We start from the raw sequence: 18,694 nt of genomic DNA, 5'->3' as shown, positions 1-18,694 counted from the left end.
GGGCCTAGTTGGCAATGTTTCCGAGATTGGAGATGCCCACCACCGACGGACCCACGAGGATCAGCAACAGCGGCGGCACCGTGAGGATCATAGTGGTCAGCGTCATCTTTGTCGGCAGCTTGTTTGCCTTTTCCTCGGCGCGCATGACCCTTTTGTCACGCATTTCCGAAGCATAGACCCGCAGCGCGTCGGCGATCGAGGTGCCGAAGGACGAGGCTTGGTTCAGCACCGTGACAAAGGACGACACGTCCTGCACGCCGCAGCGTTCGCCCATGTCGTTGAGCACGGCGGCTTTCTCTTTGCCCGCCTTCATTTCGTTGCTGATGGTTTCGAACTCGTCGGCCAGCGCGGGGTAGGAGGCGTGCAACTCTCCGGCGACACGGCGGATCGACTGATCGAGCGATTGCCCTGCCTCGACGCAGACCAGCATCATGTCGAGCGCGTCGGGGAAGCCTTCGACGATCTGCTGGCGACGTTCCTCGACGCGGCGGGTCACCCAATACTTTGGGGCGAAGTAGCCGGCGGCGCCCGGGCCGATCATGAACAACATCTTTTCGTGCAGCGGTGCGTCAGGCGTGCCGAGCACCAGCAGGTAATAGGCGGTCCCGATAGCCAGCAGCCCCAGCCCCAGCACCATCTGCGCAAGGTAGTAGATGCGCACGGCATCGCGAGAGCGATAGCCCGCCTGCATCAGCTTCAGGCGCACCGCGCCCAGTTCTTCCTCGGTCTGTGGCTCGAGGTACTGCGCGTATCTGTTGAGCTTTTCATTGCGCCGCGTGTCGCGCAGCACCGCGCGGGTTTCCTTCTGCATCTTCTTGCGCGAGGTCTCGCGCAGCTTGTCCATCGGATCGGGCCGCGAGCGCAGCATCAGCGGAATGCTGGCGAGGATCAGGACGAAGGCGAGGCCAGCAACCACCATCAGTGGCCCGGCGGGACCCAGTTTGGCGGTGATCAGGGCGTTGAGCGTGTCAAGCATGGCTGAAACCTCAGACTTTGATGTTCACAAGCATCCGCATCACCAGAAGGTTGGCGGTGAGGAAGAAAGCCACGGCAAAGCAGCACGGGATGAAGAGCGGGTGGTCGACCACCTCGTCGTAGTAATGGGGGTCGAGCACCTGAATCGCGAGCAGCACTGCCACCGGGAAGCCGGAGAGAAACTTGCCGGACCACTGCGCCTCGGCGGTGATGGCCTTCACCCGGCGGAACAGGCGGAAGCGCGCCCGGATCACCTTGGCCAAACCGTCGAGGATCTCGGCGAGGTTACCGCCCGATTGCTGCTGGATGGTCACTGCCACGGCGAGGAACCGAAGGTCCTGCATGTCGAGACGTTCGGCCATGTGCTTGAGCGCTTCGCCGATGTCGCGCCCGTAGGTGGCCTCATCCGAGATCACGCCGAACTCGGTGGCCAGCGGGTCTTTGATCTCTTTCGACACGATGGTGATGGCTGAGCTGAACGGGTAGCCGACGCGCAGGCTGCGCACCATCAGTTCGACCGCGTCAGGTAGCTGTTCCTCGATCAGCGCAAGGCGCTTCTTGGCCTTGCTGTTGACCCACATGAAGACGCCGCCGATGCCGATCACCACGCCCATGATCAGCCGCACCGGCAGCGTGGCCTCGGTGCCGATGGTCAGGCCGAAGAACGCGAAGACGCTCACCCCGACCATGATCAGCAGCAGTTGCTGCGGGCTGAAGGCCAGCGCGGCTTTCTGTGCGCGGTCGGCCAGCAGAGAATAAAGCGGGATGCCGCGCCGTTCGAGATGCTGGTCCATCTCCTTGCGCAGCTTGGCCAGCACCTCTTCGCGGCTGTCGTGCTTGTTGAGCATCTCCAGCCGGCGGTTCACTCGGCTGTTGAGGCTGATCGATTTGCCGAAGGCCACCAGATAGACGCCCTCGACCAGCACCAGCACGCCGATGAAGATCAGGCCGTAGATGATCGGTTCTGCACTCAGCATGGCGCTTACTCCGGGCGGAAGGGTTCGTAGATCGAGGGCGGCACGTCATAACCCCACATGCGGAAGCGCTCGGAGAAGTGGCTGCGCACGCCGGTGGCGGTGAAATGGCCGAGGATCTTGTTCTCGGGGGTGAGGCCGACGCGCTGGTAGCGGAAGACTTCCTGCATCGAGATCACGTCGCCTTCCATGCCGGTGATCTCGGTGATCGAGGTCATCCGGCGCGAGCCGTCTTGCAGGCGGCTGGCCTGCACCAGAATGTGGACCGCCGAAGAGATCTGGCTGCGCATGGCCTTCAGCGGCATCTCGACACCGGCCATGGCGATCATGTTCTCGAGGCGCGAGATGGCATCGCGCGGGTTGTTGGCGTGGATCGTGGTCATCGAGCCGTCGTGGCCGGTGTTCATCGCCTGCAGCATGTCGATGACTTCCTCGCCGCGCGTCTCGCCGACGATGATCCGGTCGGGGCGCATCCGCAGCGCGTTCTTGAGGCAATCGCGCGGGGTGACCGCGCCTTTGCCCTCGACGTTCGGCGGGCGGCTTTCCATGCGGCCCACGTGGGTCTGCTGCAGTTGCAGTTCCGCCGTGTCCTCGATCGTCAGAATGCGCTCGCTGTCGTCGATGAAGGACGACAGGGCGTTGAGCGTGGTGGTTTTGCCCGAGCCGGTACCGCCAGAGACGATGACGTTGAGACGCGTGGCGACAGCGGCCTGCAGGTAGACGGCCATCTCTTCGGTGAAGGCGCCGAAGTTCACCAGATCGTCGATGCCCAGCTTGTCTTTCTTGAATTTCCGGATCGACACCAGCGAGCCGTCGACCGCGATGGGCGGCACCATGGCGTTGAAACGCGAGCCGTCGGCAAGACGGGCGTCGACATAGGGATTGGATTCGTCGACCCGGCGTCCCACGGCAGAGACGATCTTGTCGATGATCCGCATTAGGTGACGTTCGTCCTTGAAGGTCACGTCCGACAGCTGCAGCCGGCCATCGCGTTCGACGAAAATCTGCCGCGGCCCGTTCACCAGGATATCCGAAACGGTGTCGTCCTTCAGCAGCGTCTCGAGCGGGCCAAGGCCCTTCACCTCGTCGTAGAGTTCCTGATTGAGCGTGCCGCGTTCGTCGCGGTTGAGCACGATGCCCTTTTCCTGCAGCACCTCGGCGGCGATGGCGGCGATCTCTTCGCGCAGCTCGCCCTCGCTGGCCTGATCGATGGCCGCAAGGTTGAGGTTGTCGAGCAGCGCCCGGTGCAGTTCGAGCTTGATCTCGCCCAGCCGTTCCTTGCGCTTTTTTTCACGATCCTGCGGCGCGGCCTCGGCGGCACGCTGTGGCTTGGGCTTGCGCTTCGGCAGCGGTTTGGGGGCGGCAGTGGGCGCAGGCGCAGCGGGAGCGGCCGCGGTGGCCGTTGCCGCTTCGGCGGGGGCAGGGGCCGGCGCGGCTGGTTTCGACGGGGTCTTCTTGTAACGCGAGAACATGGCGGGCTCCTATTACGCGGCTTCCGCATCCGTTTGGCCGACGGCGTAAAGCTCGGCAGCCAATTTGGCGATTTCCTTGCGCAGGGGGTTCTTGGCGGCCTGCTTGGCCAGGGGCACGCCATGGTCTCCGGACATCTGCACTTGCTTGCCGCCGTCGGGCAGCATGACGCTGAATTCGATACCCAGCCCTTCGGCCATGCGCTTGGCGCGGGTCTTGCCCTGCAGGTCGGTGAACTTCGGCGCATGGTTCAGCGCAAAGCGGATCTTTTCGAAGGGCAGGTCCTCGGACTGCAGCGCGCGCTTCAGGCGCAGCGCATTCTGCGCCGAGCGCATGTCGAGTTCGACCAGTGCGAAATAGACCTGAGACTCGGTCAGCACGGTGTCAGTCCAGTCCGAGATCGTCTTGGGCAGGTCGATCACCACGAAGTCGAAATGCTCGCGCGCGACGTCGAGCAGGGCTTTGACGTCGGTGGGCGAGAGCATGTCGATCGGCAGCATGTCCGGCGGCGCGGTAAGCACCTGCAGGCGGTCATCATAGGTGGCCAGCGCCTGGGCGAAGCTGTCGCCATCCATCGCGGGAATGTCGCTGAGAAGTTCCAGCACCGCATCGCGGCGCGGCAGATCGAGATAGGTCGCGACGGTGCCGAACTGCAGGCTCAGGTCGATCAGGCAGACGCGCGGCGAGGCGTCCTTTTGCACGGTGGCCAGTTCCCACGCGAGGTTGACCGCGAAGGTCGTGGTGCCGGTGCCGCCGCACAGCCCCTGCGCCGCGATCAGCACGCCGTCGCCGCCGCCTTCAAGCTTCGCGGCGCTGGGGGCCGGGGCGGCAGCGGTCGCGGCAGCCTCGGCGCGGGCGCGAATGCGCGCCACGGCGTGCGCCAGTTCGCCCTCGGGCAGCGGGTAGGGGGCAAATTCGTCGGCACCGCCGCGCAGCAGTTGGTGCAGCGCCGCGGGGGTCACATCCTCGGCGATCAGCACCACCTTGATGCCGCGCTCGGATGCCCGCGAGATGATGGTGCACAGCAGCGGCAGCCTGTCTTCGTCTTCGCTGTCGATGGCCAGCGCAATGAATTCCAGAGTGCCCGCGTCGGGCTGGCCGAGGAAGGTCAGCGCCTCCTCGAACCCCAGATCACCCCAGCCTTCGCCAAGCAGGGTTTCCATATCCTCGATAAGCAGGTCGAAGTTCTGCACGTCCCGACTGACGGTACAGGCCAAGATCGGGGCGGGGGCGGCGCTCTGCCTCTCGAGAGTGGTCGTCATGCGTCTAGTCCTTTACCTCAGGCGGTGACGCGGATGGCAGGACGCGTTTTGCATCCTGAATGACCCATCCGCCGCGCGGACCGACTCGTGATCGAGCCGGGTCCGCCCCGCTGAAGGAGAAATTGTCGGTAGAGTGAGGCAACATTTTGACCGAAAAACCGTAATTGTACGGTATTCTCGGACGATGAGTTGAGCGGGAAGGGGTGTTTGGGCCGGGCGTTATTCGCCGCCGCCACCGCCGGTCAGCGAGCCACCACTTAGCGTTGAGGCGGGCTGCGCGCTGCGCACGTATTCGCGGTAAATCACCTGGGCATACTTGCCGTCCAGAAGGTTCGGGTGATCCTGAACGAATCCCGAAACCTCGGTCACCGTGCGACGGTTGCGGCGCTCGCGCCCTTCGGTGACGATCAGCGGCTGTGTTTCGCCAAACGAGACAACCGCCTCGAGCCGCGAGGTCGAGATGCCGCGGCTGGAAAGATAGCGCACCACCGCCTGCGCGCGGCGCAGGCCGAGCGACTTGTTGTAGGCGGCGTTGCCGACCAGATCGGTATGGCCGTAGACGCGAAAACGCACCTCGGGGAACTGGCGAATCCAATCGGCCTGCTGGCGCAGCACCTGCTGCGCGCTGGCGTCCAGCACCGTGCTGTTGAAGGCAAAGTTCACCATGCTGGGCACTTCGGCGGCGAAACGGCTGGAGAGATCCTGCACATAGCTGCGCTGGCCGGTCATCAGCAGCGTGTTGTTCATCGTCGCATTGCCGAAGTTGCCGCCATCGGCGTCAGAGCCGGTTTCTTTTTGCGAGCAGGCGGCGACCAGCCCCAGCGCGAGGGCGGCGGTGCCGCCCTTGATCATCATCCGTGTTGTCCGCACCAGTCCTGCCCGCATCAGATTAATCCATCACATAGCCGTAAGAGCCGCTGAAGTCCTGCTTGGCGACTTCGCCTGCCGCGCCGTTCACCGGGCGTTTGCCCTCGTCGGTCACGCGGCCATAGAGGAACAGGTCGCGCTCGGAGGGCGGGCGCACGCGGTCGGTGGGCAGGGCCAGCGCCTGACCGCGGGTCGGCGTGACCAGATGCGGCGTGACGATGATCACCAGTTCAGACTGCTGGCGGCTGTATTCGGCGCTGCGGAACAGCGCGCCCAGCACGGGCACATCGCCCAGCCACGGCACCTGACCGTTGAGATCGGTGAAATCGTCCTGCAGCAGCCCTGCGATGGCAAAGCTTTCGCCGTCACGCATCTCGACGGTGGTCGAGGTCTCGCGGCGGCGGAAGGCATCGATGCGGATACTCTCCTGATCAAGCCCGTTGGTGCTGTCGATCGACGAGACCGCGGCTTGCAGTTCGAGGTTTATGAGATCGCCATCCACCACGCGCGGAATGAAGTTGAGCTCGACGCCGAAGGGTTTGAACTCGACCGAGATCGCCCCCTCGTCCTGCGCCACGGGCACCGGGTATTCGCCGCCGGCAAGGAATTTCGCTTCCTGCCCGGAAAGCGCGGTGAGGTTCGGCTCGGCGAGTGTGCGCACAACGCCTTTGGATTCCAGCGCTTCGAGCAGGATGCCCACTTCGAGCCCGCCAGCGTTGAAGCCAAAAAGCGCGGCGCCTTCGGTGTCTTCAGACAGCGTCAGCGCGGAGCCCAGTTCGTTGTTATTCTGCAGCCAGCTGCCGGATTCCGAGTCGAGCCCCAGATCGCCGCCCAGCAGATCGCCACCCATCGACAGCGAACTGCGCAGGGTCTTGGCGACCGAGCGCTGCATCTCAGCAAAGCGCACCTTCAGCATCACCTGCTGCACGCCGCCCACCGACATCAGGTTCGACACCCGCTCGGGCGCATAGCGCTCGGCCAGATCGAGCGCACGCTGCAGCTTCTGCGAGCTCGATACGGTGCCCGAAAGCACGATGCCGTCGTTGGCGGTGCGCACTTCGATTTTTTCGCCGGGTAGGATCTGCCGAAGGCGTTCCTTGAACTCGGTGACATCGGCGGCGACGCGCACGTCGACATTGGTGATCAACTGCCCGGCGGCGTCGAGGATCGTCAGCGTCGTTGTGCCGGGCGTCTTGCCCAGCACGTAGATCGTGCGATCGGACAGCGACGAGATGTCGGCGATGGCGGGATTGGCGATGGAAAGCTCGGCGAAGGGCGCGTCGCTCTCGACCACCACGGCACGGTTCATCGGGACGTTCAGCGCGCTTTCGGTGCCGGTGCGGACGACGCGCAGGCTGTCTGCCCATGCCGGGGGGGCAAGGGTGGTCACGCTCAGCGCGAGCCCAACAAGGGCCGCTTTGAAGATGCTGTCAGCTGTCATGTGACCTGCCTTTCGATCACGCCTCGGAGGCGGGTCTTCTTGCCCGCATTTCTTGCCACTCTGCGCGCAATGGCGATTTTATGCAATAATCAATGGGTTCGCTGCGTCTCTTGTTGTGGATCCGTGGCAACAAAAGGGCAGCGGAGCGCATAGAAAAGGGACGCCCGGAAGGACGTCCCGCATTGATTTGGGCGCTTGAGGTCGCGCGTGTCGCGGCGGAATTACCTCTTCGCTGCGGTCAGTTGGTGCAGGGAATCGCGATCTCGGCCACTTCGCCGCCGCGGCGGACGCGGGTGGTGCAGACCTGCGGCGCGCGTGGTTCCGGTTCCACCTGCGTTGCGGTAAATCCCAGCAGAGACCGCTGGTCGACCTCGATCGCATCGGCGACCGTGGTGTCATTGGCGTTCATCAACGATAGCGACAGCCGGCCCGTGCTCTGCGCCTGCGCAAGCGAAGCGATCTGCTGCGGGCTGGCGGCCACGGTGACCGACCGGGCCACGTTCACGTCGGCGTCTTCCATATCAGCGGTCTGGTCGATCGCCAGCAGCCGCACGCCGGTTTGGATCAGCTTGGTGAACTCGCCGCGCGGGCGGTTGGCTTCGTCGCTCGCGACGCGGCCCGTCCAGTAGATGTCGACCCGGTCACCCGGGCGCAGGAAACCCGAGACGCCGGAGTGCACGTCCACCTTGATCGCAAAGGCGCGCTGGCCCGGCTGGAGACGGGACGTGAGGCCCGCGTCGCCGCCGGGTTCGCTGATCTTGGTGGGCACGACGGCTTCGAACTTCTCCATCGGTCGCATGGCGACACGCGGGGCATCGCCCTCTTGAAAGAGCGGTGCTTCCGTGTCGAAGACATCGTCTGGCAGGATCTCGACCGGCCACGGAGCGAGGCGCACATCTTCGGATGTAACGACCTGTCCGTGCGCGATCGCGCGGGTGGTCACATAGATCTTCTTGGTGGGCACGGCGGCGACCGATTTTGCGCGCTCTTCCTGCAGGGCGGCCTGATACGTGCCGACGTAATTCTGCGCCATGTGGACGGCGAAGCCGGCGAGCCCGAGCCCCGCGATCAAAACCAGTCCGAATAGCAGTCGCATGTCATACCCTTTCGAGACCGGGCCACAGAGGCCCATGTATCTTGTCACGCGGTGTCGCTGTTTCCCGCGCGCTTCCAGTCATCAAGGATGACTTGGGATTGTGTTCAAAAATGGCCGGTAGTTTGCTTTCACAGCGGCAGTTGCAGGGCGGGGGCGAGCATTGCCTGTGCAAACGCGTCGATGGCCGCGCCTTGCAGGTGCAGCCTCTCCGCGGGGTGCGGAGGAAAGGTAAGTGTCTGACAACATGACGACGGTTGCGCAGCGTGAATGTGCTCCGCCCAGAGGTTTCCCGCCGCCGAAGCGCCTTCCGGAGACTCAGTTCCCGGTGTCGGTGTCTTCGAAGATCGCGGTTTCCGCAGCCAGTGCGGAGCCGGCGGAATCCATCAATTCGCCGCTCGCGTTGCGGGTCATGTAGATTGAGACTGCGGACATGGCGACGACGGAAGCGGTTAGGATCACCCAATCGACCGTTACGGCGCCAGACTCGTCGGTCGCAAAACGTTTCAAGACTTTTGGCATGCGTGCTCTCGCTTGTTTTGGTCTTGCGGGTGCCGCCGGGCCTGGGCCCGACGGCTTTAGTCAGGATCGTGGGTCGGCCGATTACTCAGTGAACAGGCTCGTCTGACCGGCCACTTGCGAACCGGTGGCGCTGAGCAGTGTGTTCGCGTTATCGTCGATCACCGTGTAGGCGCCAATCGCCATGGCCACCACGGCGGCGGTCAGCACGACCCAGTCCACAGTCACTGCGCCGTCTTCGTCCTTGCGGAAGGTTTTGATGAACTTCAGCATTGTGTCTCTCCGTAAATCCAGTTTGTGTTCTTCAACCTGCGTGGTTCCCGTCGCGGGCCTCTCTCATTGCCCAGGTTCCTCGCGGCCTGGACCCAATAAAGCCGTTGGATTGAGGCGGGAATTTGGCACAATCGGATTGTTTTTGGCGTCGAGGTTGAATCGCGAGATGCTTACGTAAGGCGATGAATTTTATGTATTTTTACTTCGGCGGCTCTCTGTTTTTGGCAAAGGCGCGTCCAACGACATGCCGATTGCCCGGGTTTGCTCTGGGAATCAGCGGCTTAGCTTGGTCGATCAGGGATTCTATGCAACACTGTATAAGGATGGGGCAGGCGATGTCTGTCCCGCAATAACGACTCGCGCGGGCTCTGCCAGACGGTGGTGTCTTAGGGCGGGCAGATTTTGGCAGGACTTCAGGACCGTAGGGCGTATCGCCGAAGATGCGCGGCGGTCAGGCATCATGATCCAGTGTTGCCGGACTCTCGTGTTCGGCACGCAGCAAGGAAGGCGAGCAGGCAGCAATGACCAGCATAGGCAGAGTTTTCGGCCCCGCGCTCCTTGCGGTGCTTCTGAACGCCGCGATCGCGCTCCCGCTTCTGGCGGAGCAACCGTCACCTTTTCCTGACTTCTCGGCCAAGCGGGTGACCCCGCCCAAACCCGGCACCAAGAAGCGGATCACCGTACAGATCGCCCCGGCGCCGGCCAAGCCGGTGCCGCTTGCGCCACCGCCCGGCTCTGCCGCGCCTTCTGCCGGCCGCGCCGAGGGCGGCGGCAGCTACGCGTGGTTCTGGCAGGCGGTCTCGCCCGAACTTGCGGCATCGGGGCCGGGCCGGCTCGAACCCGCGCTCCTCAAGCTCGCCAGCGCGCCGCAGGGCGCGGGTGTGCGCGCGCCGCGGCTGCAGCAGTTGCAGGACATCGCCGCGCGCTATGGCCGCGACCTGCTGGGCGCCACCGTGGGCTCGCGGGTCTCGCCGGCTCTGGCGCTGGCGGTCATGGCGGTGGAATCCGGCGGGCGCAGCGACGCGGTCAGCCATGCCGGGGCGCAGGGGCTGATGCAACTGATGCCCGCCACCGCCGCGCGCTTTGGCGTCGCCGATGCGCTCGATCCGGTGCAGAACATCAAGGGCGGCGTCGCCTTTCTCGATTTCCTGATGGAGCGGTTCGACGGAGATCCGATCCTCGTGCTCGCGGGATATAACGCGGGCGAGAATTCCATTCCGCAGCATCAGGGCGTGCCGCCCTACAGCGAAACCCGCGACTATGTGCCCAAGGTGCTTGCCGCCTTCACCGTCGCCAAGGGGCTCTGTCTGACGCCACCGCAGCTGATCTCGGATGGCTGCGTCTTCCGGGTCAGCGCCAACTGACGCCTTCTTCTCTTCGAAAATACGCCGGGGGAGCCGCGCGCAGCGTGGCGGGGGCAGCGCCCCCATATAGCGCTGCTTCTGAAACACCTCGGCAACGTGTGGGCCACCCCTCGACGCGCCCGCAGCGATCCCGCATAACCGCGCGCATGGACCATCTGCCCATCGACGCCGCCCTTCCCGAGCTCATTTCCGCCCTGCGTGCCAAAGGGCGCGCCGTGCTGCAGGCGCCGCCGGGCGCTGGCAAGACCACCCGCGTGCCGCTGGCGATGCTCGAGGCGGGGCTGACCAAGGGCCGCATCCTGATGCTCGAGCCGCGGCGGCTTGCCGCACGCGCCGCCGCGACGCGCATGGCCGAGACGCTGGGGGAGGCACCGGGAGAGACCGTCGGCTACCGCATCCGGGGCGAGAGCAAGTCCTCCAAGGCAACCCGTATCGAGGTGGTCACCGAGGGCATTCTCACCCGGATGATCCAGTCCGACCCTGAATTGGCGGGCATCGGCGCGGTGATTTTTGACGAGTTTCACGAGCGCTCGCTCAATGCCGATCTGGGGCTCGCGCTCTGTCTCGAGATCGCCGGGGCGCTGCGCGACGATCTGCTGCTGCTGGCGATGTCGGCGACGCTTGACGCGGGGCCGGTGGCAGATCTGATGCAAGCGCCGATCGTCACCTCCGAGGGGCGCAGCTTCCCGGTCGAGGATCGCTGGCTGGACCGGTCCGTGCCGAAAGGACAGCGCTTCGAGCCCGCGATGGCCGATCTGATCGCGCAGGCCGCGCGCGAGACCACGGGCGGCATCCTCGCCTTCCTGCCGGGCGAGGGAGAGATCCGCCGTACCGAGGGGCTGCTGAAAGGACGGCTGCCCAAGGATGTGACGATCCGACCGCTCTTTGGCGCCATGGAGTTTGCCGCGCAGCGCGCTGCCATCCGGCCTGAGGGGCAGGGGCGCAAGCTGGTGCTTGCCACCTCGATTGCCGAAACCTCGCTCACCATCGAGGACATCCGGGTGGTGGTCGATGGCGGGCGTGCCCGCCGCGCGCGTTTCGATCCCGGCTCTGGCATGTCGCGGCTGGTGACCGAAAAGGTCACCCGTGCCGAGGCGACACAGCGTGCGGGCCGGGGCGGCCGGGTGGCCGAGGGGGTCGCCTACAAACTCTGGACCAAGGGCGAGGAGGGCGCGCTGCAGGCCTTTCCGCCCGCCGAGATCGAGACCGCCGATCTGGCGGGGCTGGCGTTGGAACTGGCACTGTGGGGCGCCACGCCCGAAGACCTGCCCTTCCTCACCGCGCCGCACCCCGGTGCCTATGCCGAGGCGAGGGCGCTGCTGACCATGCTCGGCGCGCTTGATGGGTATGCGCGGATCACCGATCATGGCCGGGGACTCGCCCGATTGCCGCTGCACCCGCGGCTTGCGCATATGCTCAGCTTTGCCGGTCCGGACGCGGCGCCGCTCGCTGCGCTGCTGGCCGAGCGCGATCCGCTGCGCGGCGCGCCCTCCGACCTTGGCTTCCGGCTCGAGGCAATCCGCGATCTGCGGCGCTTCAGCCAGAGCCGCCCCTACGAGGTGAACCGCGCTGCGCTGGAACGGATCAAGGCCGAGGCCAAGCGGCTTGCGCGCGCGGCAGGCAAGGGCGCCGAGCGCATGTCTCCGGCGGCGCAGGCGGCGCTGGCCTATCCTGACCGTATCGGGCTGCGCCGCAAGGGCGATGCGCCGCGCTTCCAACTCTCGGGGGGCAAGGGTGCGGTGATGGACGAGGCCGATCCGCTGGCCGGCACAAGGCTCATCGTGGTCACCGATACCGACGGCAACCCGCGCGAGGCGCGCATTCGGCAGGCGATTCCGATCGCCGAGTCGGACCTGCGCGACCTCTTTGACGAGCAGATCGCGTGGCACGATGTCTGCGAATGGTCAAAGCGCGAGCGCCGCGTCATCACCCGGCGTCAGGAGCGGTTCGGGGCCATCGCGCTGGATGAGCGGCTGTGGAAGGACGCCCCGCCAGAGGCCGTTGCCGAAGCGATGCTGGACGGGGTGCGCGATCTGGGGCTGGCGCTGTCCGATGCCGCCCGCCGCTTCTGCGCGCGGGTGGAGATCGGTCGCGAGGCGGGGCTCGATCTGCCGGACATGGGCAGCGAGGCGCTTCTCGCCGATCTCGAGAACTGGCTGCTGCCGTATCTGACGGGCGTGAAATCCGCCGACGGCTGGAAGCGGTTCGATCTGCTGCCGGCGCTGCGCGCGCGGCTCGACTGGGGGCAGATGCAGGCGCTGGACGCCTCTGTGCCGGGCAAGTTCACCACACCGCTGGGGCGCGAGATCCCGATCGACTATTCTGGCGAACACCCGGAGATCACCCTGCGCATTCAGGAAATGTTCGGCCAGCGCGACCATCCGAGGGTCGGCAAGCAACCGCTGCGCGTGACGCTGCTGTCGCCAGCGCGCCGCCCGGTGCAGACCACCATGGATCTGCCGGGCTTCTGGGAAGGATCCTACGCCGACGTGCGAAAGGACATGAAGGCACAATATCCCAAGCATCCGTGGCCCGAAGACCCGCGCGAGGCCGATCCCACGCTGCGCGCCAAGCCGCGCAGTCGCTGAGCGGCGCGCCTATCGGGGGCGCGATGTCGTCTGGTGGCTGGGCGCGCTTGGCAAATGGGACGCCGAGGCGCCCTCCGGGTCCGACCACACCGCCATCGCGGTTGGCGGCGTTTATGGCGGGCCTACGGTCTTGCGCCTCGGTTTGGGCCCGCGACCTCAGCCGCGCCATGATGTTCTCGGACGCGCGAGCCGCCAGCGCGGACACGAGCAACACCGTCGACGCGCTGTCGGCCCCCTTCTTCGGCACATACTCTGCGCCAAAGGCCGGCCGGATCGGCTACTGAGGGCGCTGGCGCGGTGGGGCGGGGTGCATTAGGGTATGCCTAACAATCCCGATCCCGGAGTGAGCCGTGCCCTTACGCTTTACGCTGCGCCAGATGGAATATTTCGTCGCCGTGGGGGAGTGCGGCTCGATCGCCCTCGCCGCCGAAAAGGTGAACGTTTCCTCTCCCTCCATCTCTGCGGCGATCTCGCAGTTGGAGGCGGAGTTTGGTCTGCAGCTTTTCATCCGCCGCCACGCTCACGGGCTGTCGCTGACGCAGGGCGGAGCGCGCTTCATGACCGTCGCGCGCGAGTTGCTCGAAAAAGCCGCGATGCTCGATGATTTGGCCAACGACATCTCGGGGCAGGTGCGCGGGCCGCTGAACGTTGGCTGTCTGCTGACCTTCGCGCAGATCGTGCTCCCGCAACTGCGCCGCAGCTTCGTCGACAGTTGGCCGGACGTCGAGTTCCGCCAGTACGAGCGCGACCAGCAGGAGTTGTTCGACGGGCTACGCGCGGCGCGGATCGACGTGGCGCTGACCTATGATCTGAACGTGCCCTCCGACCTTGAATTCCTGCCGCTGATCGAACTGCCCCCCTTCGCGCTGGTACACGAAGGGCACGCGCTTGCGGCGCTCGACAGCGTGACCCCCGCCGAGCTTTCGGACTATCCCATGGTGCTGCTCGACCTGCCGATGAGCGGCGAGTACTTCCTGTCGTTCTTCACCAAGCTCGGCATCACGCCGATGATTGCCGAACGGACCCGCGACATCGCGGTGATGCGCTCGCTGGTGGCCAATGGCTTTGGCTACGGCATGGGCAACACGCATCCGGCCACCGATCTTGCCCCGGACGGACGTCGCCTGAAGTTCATCCCGATGACCGGACCGGTGCGCACGCTGCGGCTGGGGCTTCTGATGAGCGAGGGCGCGCGCAGTTCCCGGACCATCCGGGCCTTCATCGAGCACGCGCAGACAAAGATCACTGAAACCCAAGCGCCGGGCCTGCAAATGCGCCAGTGAAGGTGTTCTGTCGCTGATTAGACGCATCGTTTCATCCCTGAAGTGCGCATGCAAGCTGCCGCCCGACAATGCGATTTGGGGGCGCTACGCTTGTCTTCGGCGCGATTGGCCGACCGCGCCGCTTCGCCGTTCTCTGCCATCCAAAAGGCGCGAGCGCGCGCCCTGGGCCGAGAACGTGCCCGATCAGCGCATCGCCTTCGACGCGGTGATCGACGCCTAGACTACGGGTAGCAGCGGCGACGCGCTCTGTACCGAAGACGCGCGGGGCCGCCTTGCGCCGGGCATGGCGGCGGGCTGGGGGCTGCTCGCAGGAGGTCCCCGGGCGGTTGAAGCGAGGGGTCGACGCCTGCGGGTGCCAGCGAGCATCTGCGATGGGGCGACTCTCCGACGATCTTGGCCAGTTCGAACCTTGCGCCGATTGACCGGGTGCAGCGCTTTCTGCGCGAGGCTGGCGTCACCGTCACCGTCACCGTCACCGTCACCCGAGTCGAGGCTGAATGGCAGCCAGAGGTCGGGCTGCTGCCGCGCGTGCGGGCGGCGCTGCGGTTTTTCCGCGCGGCGCGCCCGCGCGGGTGGACATTCCCTCCGCCGGTGGCCCAAATCGGGGCAAACGGAGCGAGGTGGCATGGATACCGAGGATCTGGCAACACGGATCGAGGCCGGCGAGCGGCGCGCTTTGGCGCGCGCGATCACGCTGGTGGAAAGTGGCCGCGCCGATCACCGCGCGCAGGCGACCGCGCTGCTTGAGCGGCTGCGCGGGCAGGGCCGGGGGCGCGAGGGGCTGCGTATCGGCCTGTCCGGCACGCCCGGTGTCGGCAAATCGACCTTCATTGAAGCCTTCGGCATGATGCTGACCGGGCAGGGGCTGAAGGTCGCCGTGCTGGCGGTCGATCCCTCCTCGGCGCGCTCTGGCGGTTCGATCCTCGGCGACAAGACCCGCATGGAGCGCCTGTCGCGCGACCGTAACGCCTTCATCCGGCCCTCTCCGGCGCAATCCCAGCTCGGCGGCGTGGCTCGCCGCACGCGCGAGGCGATCGGCCTGTGCGAGGCGGCGGGCTTTGACGTGATCCTGATCGAGACCGTGGGCGTCGGCCAGTCCGAGACCATGGTGGCCGAGATGTCGGACCTGTTCCTGCTGTTGCTGGCGCCCGCCGGTGGCGACGAGCTGCAGGGCGTCAAGCGCGGCATCATGGAGACCGCTGACATCATCCTCATCAACAAGGCCGACGGCGATCTGCGGGCCACTGCAACGCGCACCTGCGCCGATTACGCTGGCGCGCTGCGGCTCTTGCGCAAGCGCCCGCAGGACCCCGACGGCTTTCCCAAGGCGATGACCGTCTCGGCGCTCGAAGAGGCCGGGCTGGAAGCGGCGTGGCAGGAGATGCAGGCGCTCACCGACTGGCGCCGGGAGGCGGGCCAGTTTGCCGCCCGCAGGGCCGAGCAGGCGCGCCACTGGTTCGAGGCGGAGGTGCGCGAAGGCCTGCTGGCGCGACTGCGGCAGGAGCCTGTCCGCGGTGCCATGGAGGCGCTTGCGCGCCGCGTCGAATCCGGCGAGATGGTGCCTGCGCGCGCGGCAGATGAAATCCTGCGGACTTATCTGCCGGGCTTTGCCGGGAAGGGCACTTGACGCCATCCTGCCTTGGAGCTAGAGAAGCGCGACCAGATTCCGGGCGCTGTGAAAGCGGCGCCCTTTGATATTGGCGGAAGGCCCGCTTTCGCCCCGAGACATGAAGGAATGGACCAAATGTCGCGCGTATGCGAACTGACCGGCAAAGGCCCCATGACGGGCCACAACGTGAGCCACGCCAACAACAAAACCAAGCGTCGCTTTCTGCCCAACCTGAACGACGTTACCCTGCAGTCGGAAGCCCTCGGCCGCGGCGTTAAGCTGCGCATCTCGGCGTCCGCCCTGCGTTCGGTCGACCACCGCGGTGGCCTCGACAAGTTTCTCGCCAAGGCGAAGGACACCGAACTGAGCGCCAACGCGCTGAAAGTCAAAAAAGAAATCGCGAAGGCTCAGACGGCGCAAGCCTGATCTGGTCCACAGAGATTTCCACAGCCCCGAAGCAGGCCGCTTCGGGGCTGTTTTCGTTTGTTTTCAGAATATTGCCCTTGCCCGCATTGGTGCGCGGCAAAATCTTCTCTACGGGTTATCCCCACGTCACGCTCTTGCGTCCCGGCTGTGGATGGTTCACGAAACGCCTGTCGGTTCTGTCGCTTGGGGAGGGAAGCTGAGAATGCGGATGAACTTTGTCGCGGGTCTTGTGCTGGCCCTGTCCACAGCGTTTGGCGGATACGCGCATGCCGAGATTCTCGTCGAGGATGCCTATGCCCGGGCGGCCATGCCGTCGGCCCCCACCGGGGCCATCTTCATGACGTTGCGCAACACTGGCACCGAAGACATGCATCTTGTCTCGGTCGACTCGCCGGCCGCGGCCAAGACCGAACTTCACACCCATCTTGCGGGCGACGACGGGGTGATGCGCATGCGTCCGATCGAGGGCGGGCTGGTGATTCCCGCAGGCGGCAGCCACGCGCTGGCCCGTGGCGGCGATCATGTCATGCTGATGGGGCTGACCCAGCCGTTTGAGCCGGGCACCCGCATCGATCTCAGCCTCGGGTTCGAGTCCGGCGCGCAGATTCGCATCGAGGTGCCCGTCGATCTGGAGCGCTGACGCTCAGCCCGCCAGCAACTCGTCGACCCAATGCGGTACGATCCGGCTCGCCGGGCCGACCCGATGTTCGGCGAACAGCCGCGATCCCGCGCTGTCGGCCAGATTGAGCTCCACCGTGCGCGCGCCCGCGTATGCCGCCTCCTGCACAAAGCCGGCGGCGGGGTAGACCTCGCCAGAGGTGCCGATGGCGGCAAAGAGATCGCAGGTTTCCAGATGCCCGGCGATCTCGTTCATGTAATAGGGCATCTCGCCGAACCAGACGATGTCGGGCCGTGTGGCTGCGCGCCCGCAGGAGGGGCAGGGGTCCGCCGGCGCCATGACCAGCGGCGCCTCCCAGCGCACCCCGCAGGCGGCGCAGAGCGCCCCTGTCAGCGTTCCATGCATGTGCAGCGCCGCAGCGCCCGCCGCCTCGTGCAGCCCGTCGACATTCTGCGTGACGAGGATCACCTCGCCGGGGTGCTCGCGCTGAAGCCGGGCCAGAGCCGTATGCGCCGGATTGGCAGCGGCCCCGGCGGCCTGCGCACGGCGCGCATTGTAAAAGTCATGCACCAGCGTTGGGTTGCGGGCGAAGCCCTCGGGCGTGGCCACATCCTCGATCCTGTGTTGCGCCCAGAGGCCGCCTTCGTCGCGGAACGTGCCCAGCCCGCTTTCGGCGGAAATGCCCGCCCCGGTGAGAATGACGATCTTGCCCAGTTCTGCCACTTGCCCGTGCTCCTGCTTTGCGCCCGCGCGTTTGACGCGGTATCACGGGCCCGGAAGGAGACCCGCATGGCTTACCGTATCCTCTTTGTCTGCTTGGGCAATATCTGCCGCTCACCCTCGGCAGAGGGTGTGCTGCGCGTGATGGCCGCCGACCGCGATGTGCCGCTCGAGATCGACAGCGCGGGCACCGGCGACTGGCACGTGGGCGAGCCGCCCTACGGGCCAATGCAACGCGCCGCGCGCAGCCGCGGCTATGATCTGTCGCGCCTGCGCGCGCGGCAGGTGGAGGCCGGGGATTTTGAGCGTTTCGATCTGATCATCGCCATGGACCCGTCGAACCTTGAAAACCTGCAGCGTCTGCGCCCGGCGCAGGGCGGCGCGGACCTGCGGCTGTTCACCGACTACGCCCCGCAAAGCGGCGCGACAGAGGTGCCCGATCCCTATTTCACGCGCGATTTCGACGGCGCGCTGGAGTTGATCGAACACGCGGCCAAGGGGCTGTTGGACGAATTGCAACGCTAAGCGCATGTTGCCGCTAGGGACCGGCGCAGGCGGCGCGCGTCGCGGGCGGGTGGACAGCCTGCGCCGCATGCGCCATTGAGGCGCTAGGCAATACCGAGGCGCGGCAGGCGCCGGGGCAGATCGGAAGGTAGAAGAATGGCAGACGGAACCTTTGCAGTGCTGATGCTGATCGCGGGTCTCAGCGACATGGGCATGAACTATTGCGGCACTTCGAATGGCTGTGTCGGCAGCAACGAAACCTCGCCGCGGGTCGCCTTCTCGGCGGGCACCGTGGTTGAGCGCAACGCAGAGGCCAAGCCTGAGGCCTATCTGCGCTATGATTTCGGCCGCAAGTTCGGCCCCTTCGGACAGGCGATCGGCGTGTCGGTGGCGGAAGACGGCGAAAGCTGGATCGGCTACGGCGCGACGTGGAACATGGCTCTGGGCAACACGCCGTTTTATACCGAACTGCACGCCATGCCGGGCCTTTACGCCGACAACGGTGGCTTTGATCTCGGGGGGCCGATCGAGTTCCGCTCGGGGATCGAAGTGGGCTATGAGAACCGCATGGGCTGGCGCTTTGGTCTGAGCTACGATCACCGCTCCAACGCCGAGATCTACGACGAGAACCCGGGCATCGAGACGGTGCAGTTCCGGGTCAGCATTCCGACGCGCTGATCCAAATCGCTCGGCACACCGCTAAAGGC

18 protein-coding genes are annotated in these 18,694 nt (G+C 65.7%); 8 read left to right on the top strand and 10 right to left on the bottom strand.

The window, feature by feature from the left end:
- Positions 1–4: 4 nt before the first annotated feature.
- The 9 genes from ACXAJT_RS03710 to ACXAJT_RS03670 form a co-directional block, all read right to left on the bottom strand.
- Entirely contained in the window at positions 5–976 is a 972-nt protein-coding gene (locus tag ACXAJT_RS03710; protein ID WP_475233153.1) for a type II secretion system F family protein, read from the bottom strand.
- 10 nt (positions 977–986) lie between these two features.
- Positions 987–1,952 carry a type II secretion system F family protein gene (locus ACXAJT_RS03705; protein ID WP_475233151.1) on the bottom strand — a complete coding sequence of 322 codons (966 nt, stop codon included), beginning with the start codon at positions 1,950–1,952 and terminating at the stop codon, positions 987–989.
- Positions 1,953–1,957: 5 nt separating this feature from the next.
- Entirely contained in the window at positions 1,958–3,421 is a 1,464-nt protein-coding gene (locus ACXAJT_RS03700; protein ID WP_475233149.1) for a CpaF family protein, read from the bottom strand.
- Between the two features lie 12 nt (positions 3,422–3,433).
- Complete coding sequence (locus ACXAJT_RS03695) at positions 3,434–4,681, bottom strand: CpaE/TadZ family protein (RefSeq protein ID WP_475233146.1); 1,248 nt, start codon at positions 4,679–4,681, stop codon at positions 3,434–3,436.
- 219 nt (positions 4,682–4,900) lie between these two features.
- A complete protein-coding gene (locus ACXAJT_RS03690; RefSeq protein ID WP_475233576.1) occupies positions 4,901–5,533 on the bottom strand; it encodes an OmpA family protein in 633 nt (210 codons plus the stop codon).
- A gap of 37 nt (positions 5,534–5,570) precedes the next feature.
- Positions 5,571–6,989 carry a type II and III secretion system protein family protein gene (locus tag ACXAJT_RS03685; RefSeq protein WP_475233144.1) on the bottom strand — a complete coding sequence of 473 codons (1,419 nt, stop codon included), beginning with the start codon at positions 6,987–6,989 and terminating at the stop codon, positions 5,571–5,573.
- A gap of 238 nt (positions 6,990–7,227) precedes the next feature.
- Positions 7,228–8,085, bottom strand: coding sequence for a Flp pilus assembly protein CpaB (cpaB, locus tag ACXAJT_RS03680; protein WP_475233141.1), 858 nt, complete (start codon positions 8,083–8,085; stop codon positions 7,228–7,230).
- Positions 8,086–8,400: 315 nt separating this feature from the next.
- A complete protein-coding gene (locus tag ACXAJT_RS03675; protein WP_475233139.1) occupies positions 8,401–8,604 on the bottom strand; it encodes a hypothetical protein in 204 nt (67 codons plus the stop codon).
- An 81-nt stretch (positions 8,605–8,685) separates the two neighbouring features.
- Positions 8,686–8,874, bottom strand: coding sequence for a Flp family type IVb pilin (locus ACXAJT_RS03670; RefSeq protein WP_475233137.1), 189 nt, complete (start codon positions 8,872–8,874; stop codon positions 8,686–8,688).
- A 521-nt stretch (positions 8,875–9,395) separates the two neighbouring features.
- Between ACXAJT_RS03670 and ACXAJT_RS03665 the strand changes: the two genes are divergently transcribed.
- The 6 genes from ACXAJT_RS03665 (at position 9,396) to ACXAJT_RS03640 (ending at position 16,784) form a co-directional block, all read left to right on the top strand.
- On the top strand, positions 9,396–10,238 hold the full coding sequence (locus tag ACXAJT_RS03665) for a lytic transglycosylase domain-containing protein (RefSeq protein ID WP_475233135.1): 843 nt from the start codon (positions 9,396–9,398) through the stop codon (positions 10,236–10,238).
- Between the two features lie 146 nt (positions 10,239–10,384).
- A complete protein-coding gene (gene hrpB, locus ACXAJT_RS03660) occupies positions 10,385–12,826 on the top strand; it encodes an ATP-dependent helicase HrpB (RefSeq protein ID WP_475233133.1) in 2,442 nt (813 codons plus the stop codon).
- Positions 12,827–13,176: 350 nt separating this feature from the next.
- Positions 13,177–14,109 carry a LysR family transcriptional regulator gene (locus ACXAJT_RS03655; protein ID WP_475233131.1) on the top strand — a complete coding sequence of 311 codons (933 nt, stop codon included), beginning with the start codon at positions 13,177–13,179 and terminating at the stop codon, positions 14,107–14,109.
- A 625-nt stretch (positions 14,110–14,734) separates the two neighbouring features.
- On the top strand, positions 14,735–15,736 hold the full coding sequence (meaB, locus tag ACXAJT_RS03650; protein ID WP_475233129.1) for a methylmalonyl Co-A mutase-associated GTPase MeaB: 1,002 nt from the start codon (positions 14,735–14,737) through the stop codon (positions 15,734–15,736).
- A 117-nt stretch (positions 15,737–15,853) separates the two neighbouring features.
- Positions 15,854–16,144: a 50S ribosomal protein L28 gene (gene rpmB, locus ACXAJT_RS03645; protein ID WP_475233574.1), complete on the top strand. Its 291-nt coding sequence runs from the start codon at positions 15,854–15,856 to the stop codon at positions 16,142–16,144.
- A 208-nt stretch (positions 16,145–16,352) separates the two neighbouring features.
- The gene (locus ACXAJT_RS03640) at positions 16,353–16,784 is read left to right on the top strand and encodes a copper chaperone PCu(A)C (protein WP_475233127.1); all 432 of its coding nucleotides are present in this window, start codon (positions 16,353–16,355) and stop codon (positions 16,782–16,784) included.
- 3 nt (positions 16,785–16,787) lie between these two features.
- Here ACXAJT_RS03640 and ACXAJT_RS03635 read toward each other — a convergent pair whose 3' ends face one another.
- The gene (locus ACXAJT_RS03635; protein ID WP_475233572.1) at positions 16,788–17,477 is read right to left on the bottom strand and encodes an NAD-dependent deacylase; all 690 of its coding nucleotides are present in this window, start codon (positions 17,475–17,477) and stop codon (positions 16,788–16,790) included.
- 75 nt (positions 17,478–17,552) lie between these two features.
- Here ACXAJT_RS03635 and ACXAJT_RS03630 point away from each other — a divergent pair, with 75 nt between their 5' ends.
- Positions 17,553–18,008: a low molecular weight protein-tyrosine-phosphatase gene (locus ACXAJT_RS03630; RefSeq protein WP_475233125.1), complete on the top strand. Its 456-nt coding sequence runs from the start codon at positions 17,553–17,555 to the stop codon at positions 18,006–18,008.
- 135 nt (positions 18,009–18,143) lie between these two features.
- Positions 18,144–18,665, top strand: a complete 522-nt coding sequence (locus ACXAJT_RS03625) for an acyloxyacyl hydrolase (RefSeq protein WP_475233123.1) — start codon at positions 18,144–18,146, stop codon at positions 18,663–18,665.
- The last annotated feature ends 29 nt before the right edge of the window (positions 18,666–18,694 follow it).

Source organism: Salipiger sp. ABF4_146 (assembly GCF_056161345.1).
The sequence above is the reverse complement of the archived record's forward strand: the minus strand, read 5'-3'. Positions and strand labels throughout refer to the sequence as shown.

Coding starts and splice junctions, on each gene's coding strand:
- ACXAJT_RS03695 (WP_475233146.1), bottom strand. CDS start 4,681: ATGACGACCACTCTCGAGAGGCAGAGCGCCGCCCCCGCCCCGATCTTG.
- ACXAJT_RS03675 (WP_475233139.1), bottom strand. CDS start 8,604: ATGCCAAAAGTCTTGAAACGTTTTGCGACCGACGAGTCTGGCGCCGTA.
- ACXAJT_RS03685 (WP_475233144.1), bottom strand. CDS start 6,989: ATGACAGCTGACAGCATCTTCAAAGCGGCCCTTGTTGGGCTCGCGCTG.
- rpmB (WP_475233574.1), top strand. CDS start 15,854: ATGTCGCGCGTATGCGAACTGACCGGCAAAGGCCCCATGACGGGCCAC.
- ACXAJT_RS03640 (WP_475233127.1), top strand. CDS start 16,353: ATGAACTTTGTCGCGGGTCTTGTGCTGGCCCTGTCCACAGCGTTTGGC.
- ACXAJT_RS03690 (WP_475233576.1), bottom strand. CDS start 5,533: ATGATCAAGGGCGGCACCGCCGCCCTCGCGCTGGGGCTGGTCGCCGCC.
- ACXAJT_RS03665 (WP_475233135.1), top strand. CDS start 9,396: ATGACCAGCATAGGCAGAGTTTTCGGCCCCGCGCTCCTTGCGGTGCTT.
- cpaB (WP_475233141.1), bottom strand. CDS start 8,085: ATGCGACTGCTATTCGGACTGGTTTTGATCGCGGGGCTCGGGCTCGCC.
- meaB (WP_475233129.1), top strand. CDS start 14,735: ATGGATACCGAGGATCTGGCAACACGGATCGAGGCCGGCGAGCGGCGC.
- ACXAJT_RS03630 (WP_475233125.1), top strand. CDS start 17,553: ATGGCTTACCGTATCCTCTTTGTCTGCTTGGGCAATATCTGCCGCTCA.
- ACXAJT_RS03710 (WP_475233153.1), bottom strand. CDS start 976: ATGCTTGACACGCTCAACGCCCTGATCACCGCCAAACTGGGTCCCGCC.
- ACXAJT_RS03625 (WP_475233123.1), top strand. CDS start 18,144: ATGGCAGACGGAACCTTTGCAGTGCTGATGCTGATCGCGGGTCTCAGC.
- ACXAJT_RS03705 (WP_475233151.1), bottom strand. CDS start 1,952: ATGCTGAGTGCAGAACCGATCATCTACGGCCTGATCTTCATCGGCGTG.
- ACXAJT_RS03670 (WP_475233137.1), bottom strand. CDS start 8,874: ATGCTGAAGTTCATCAAAACCTTCCGCAAGGACGAAGACGGCGCAGTG.
- hrpB (WP_475233133.1), top strand. CDS start 10,385: ATGGACCATCTGCCCATCGACGCCGCCCTTCCCGAGCTCATTTCCGCC.
- ACXAJT_RS03700 (WP_475233149.1), bottom strand. CDS start 3,421: ATGTTCTCGCGTTACAAGAAGACCCCGTCGAAACCAGCCGCGCCGGCC.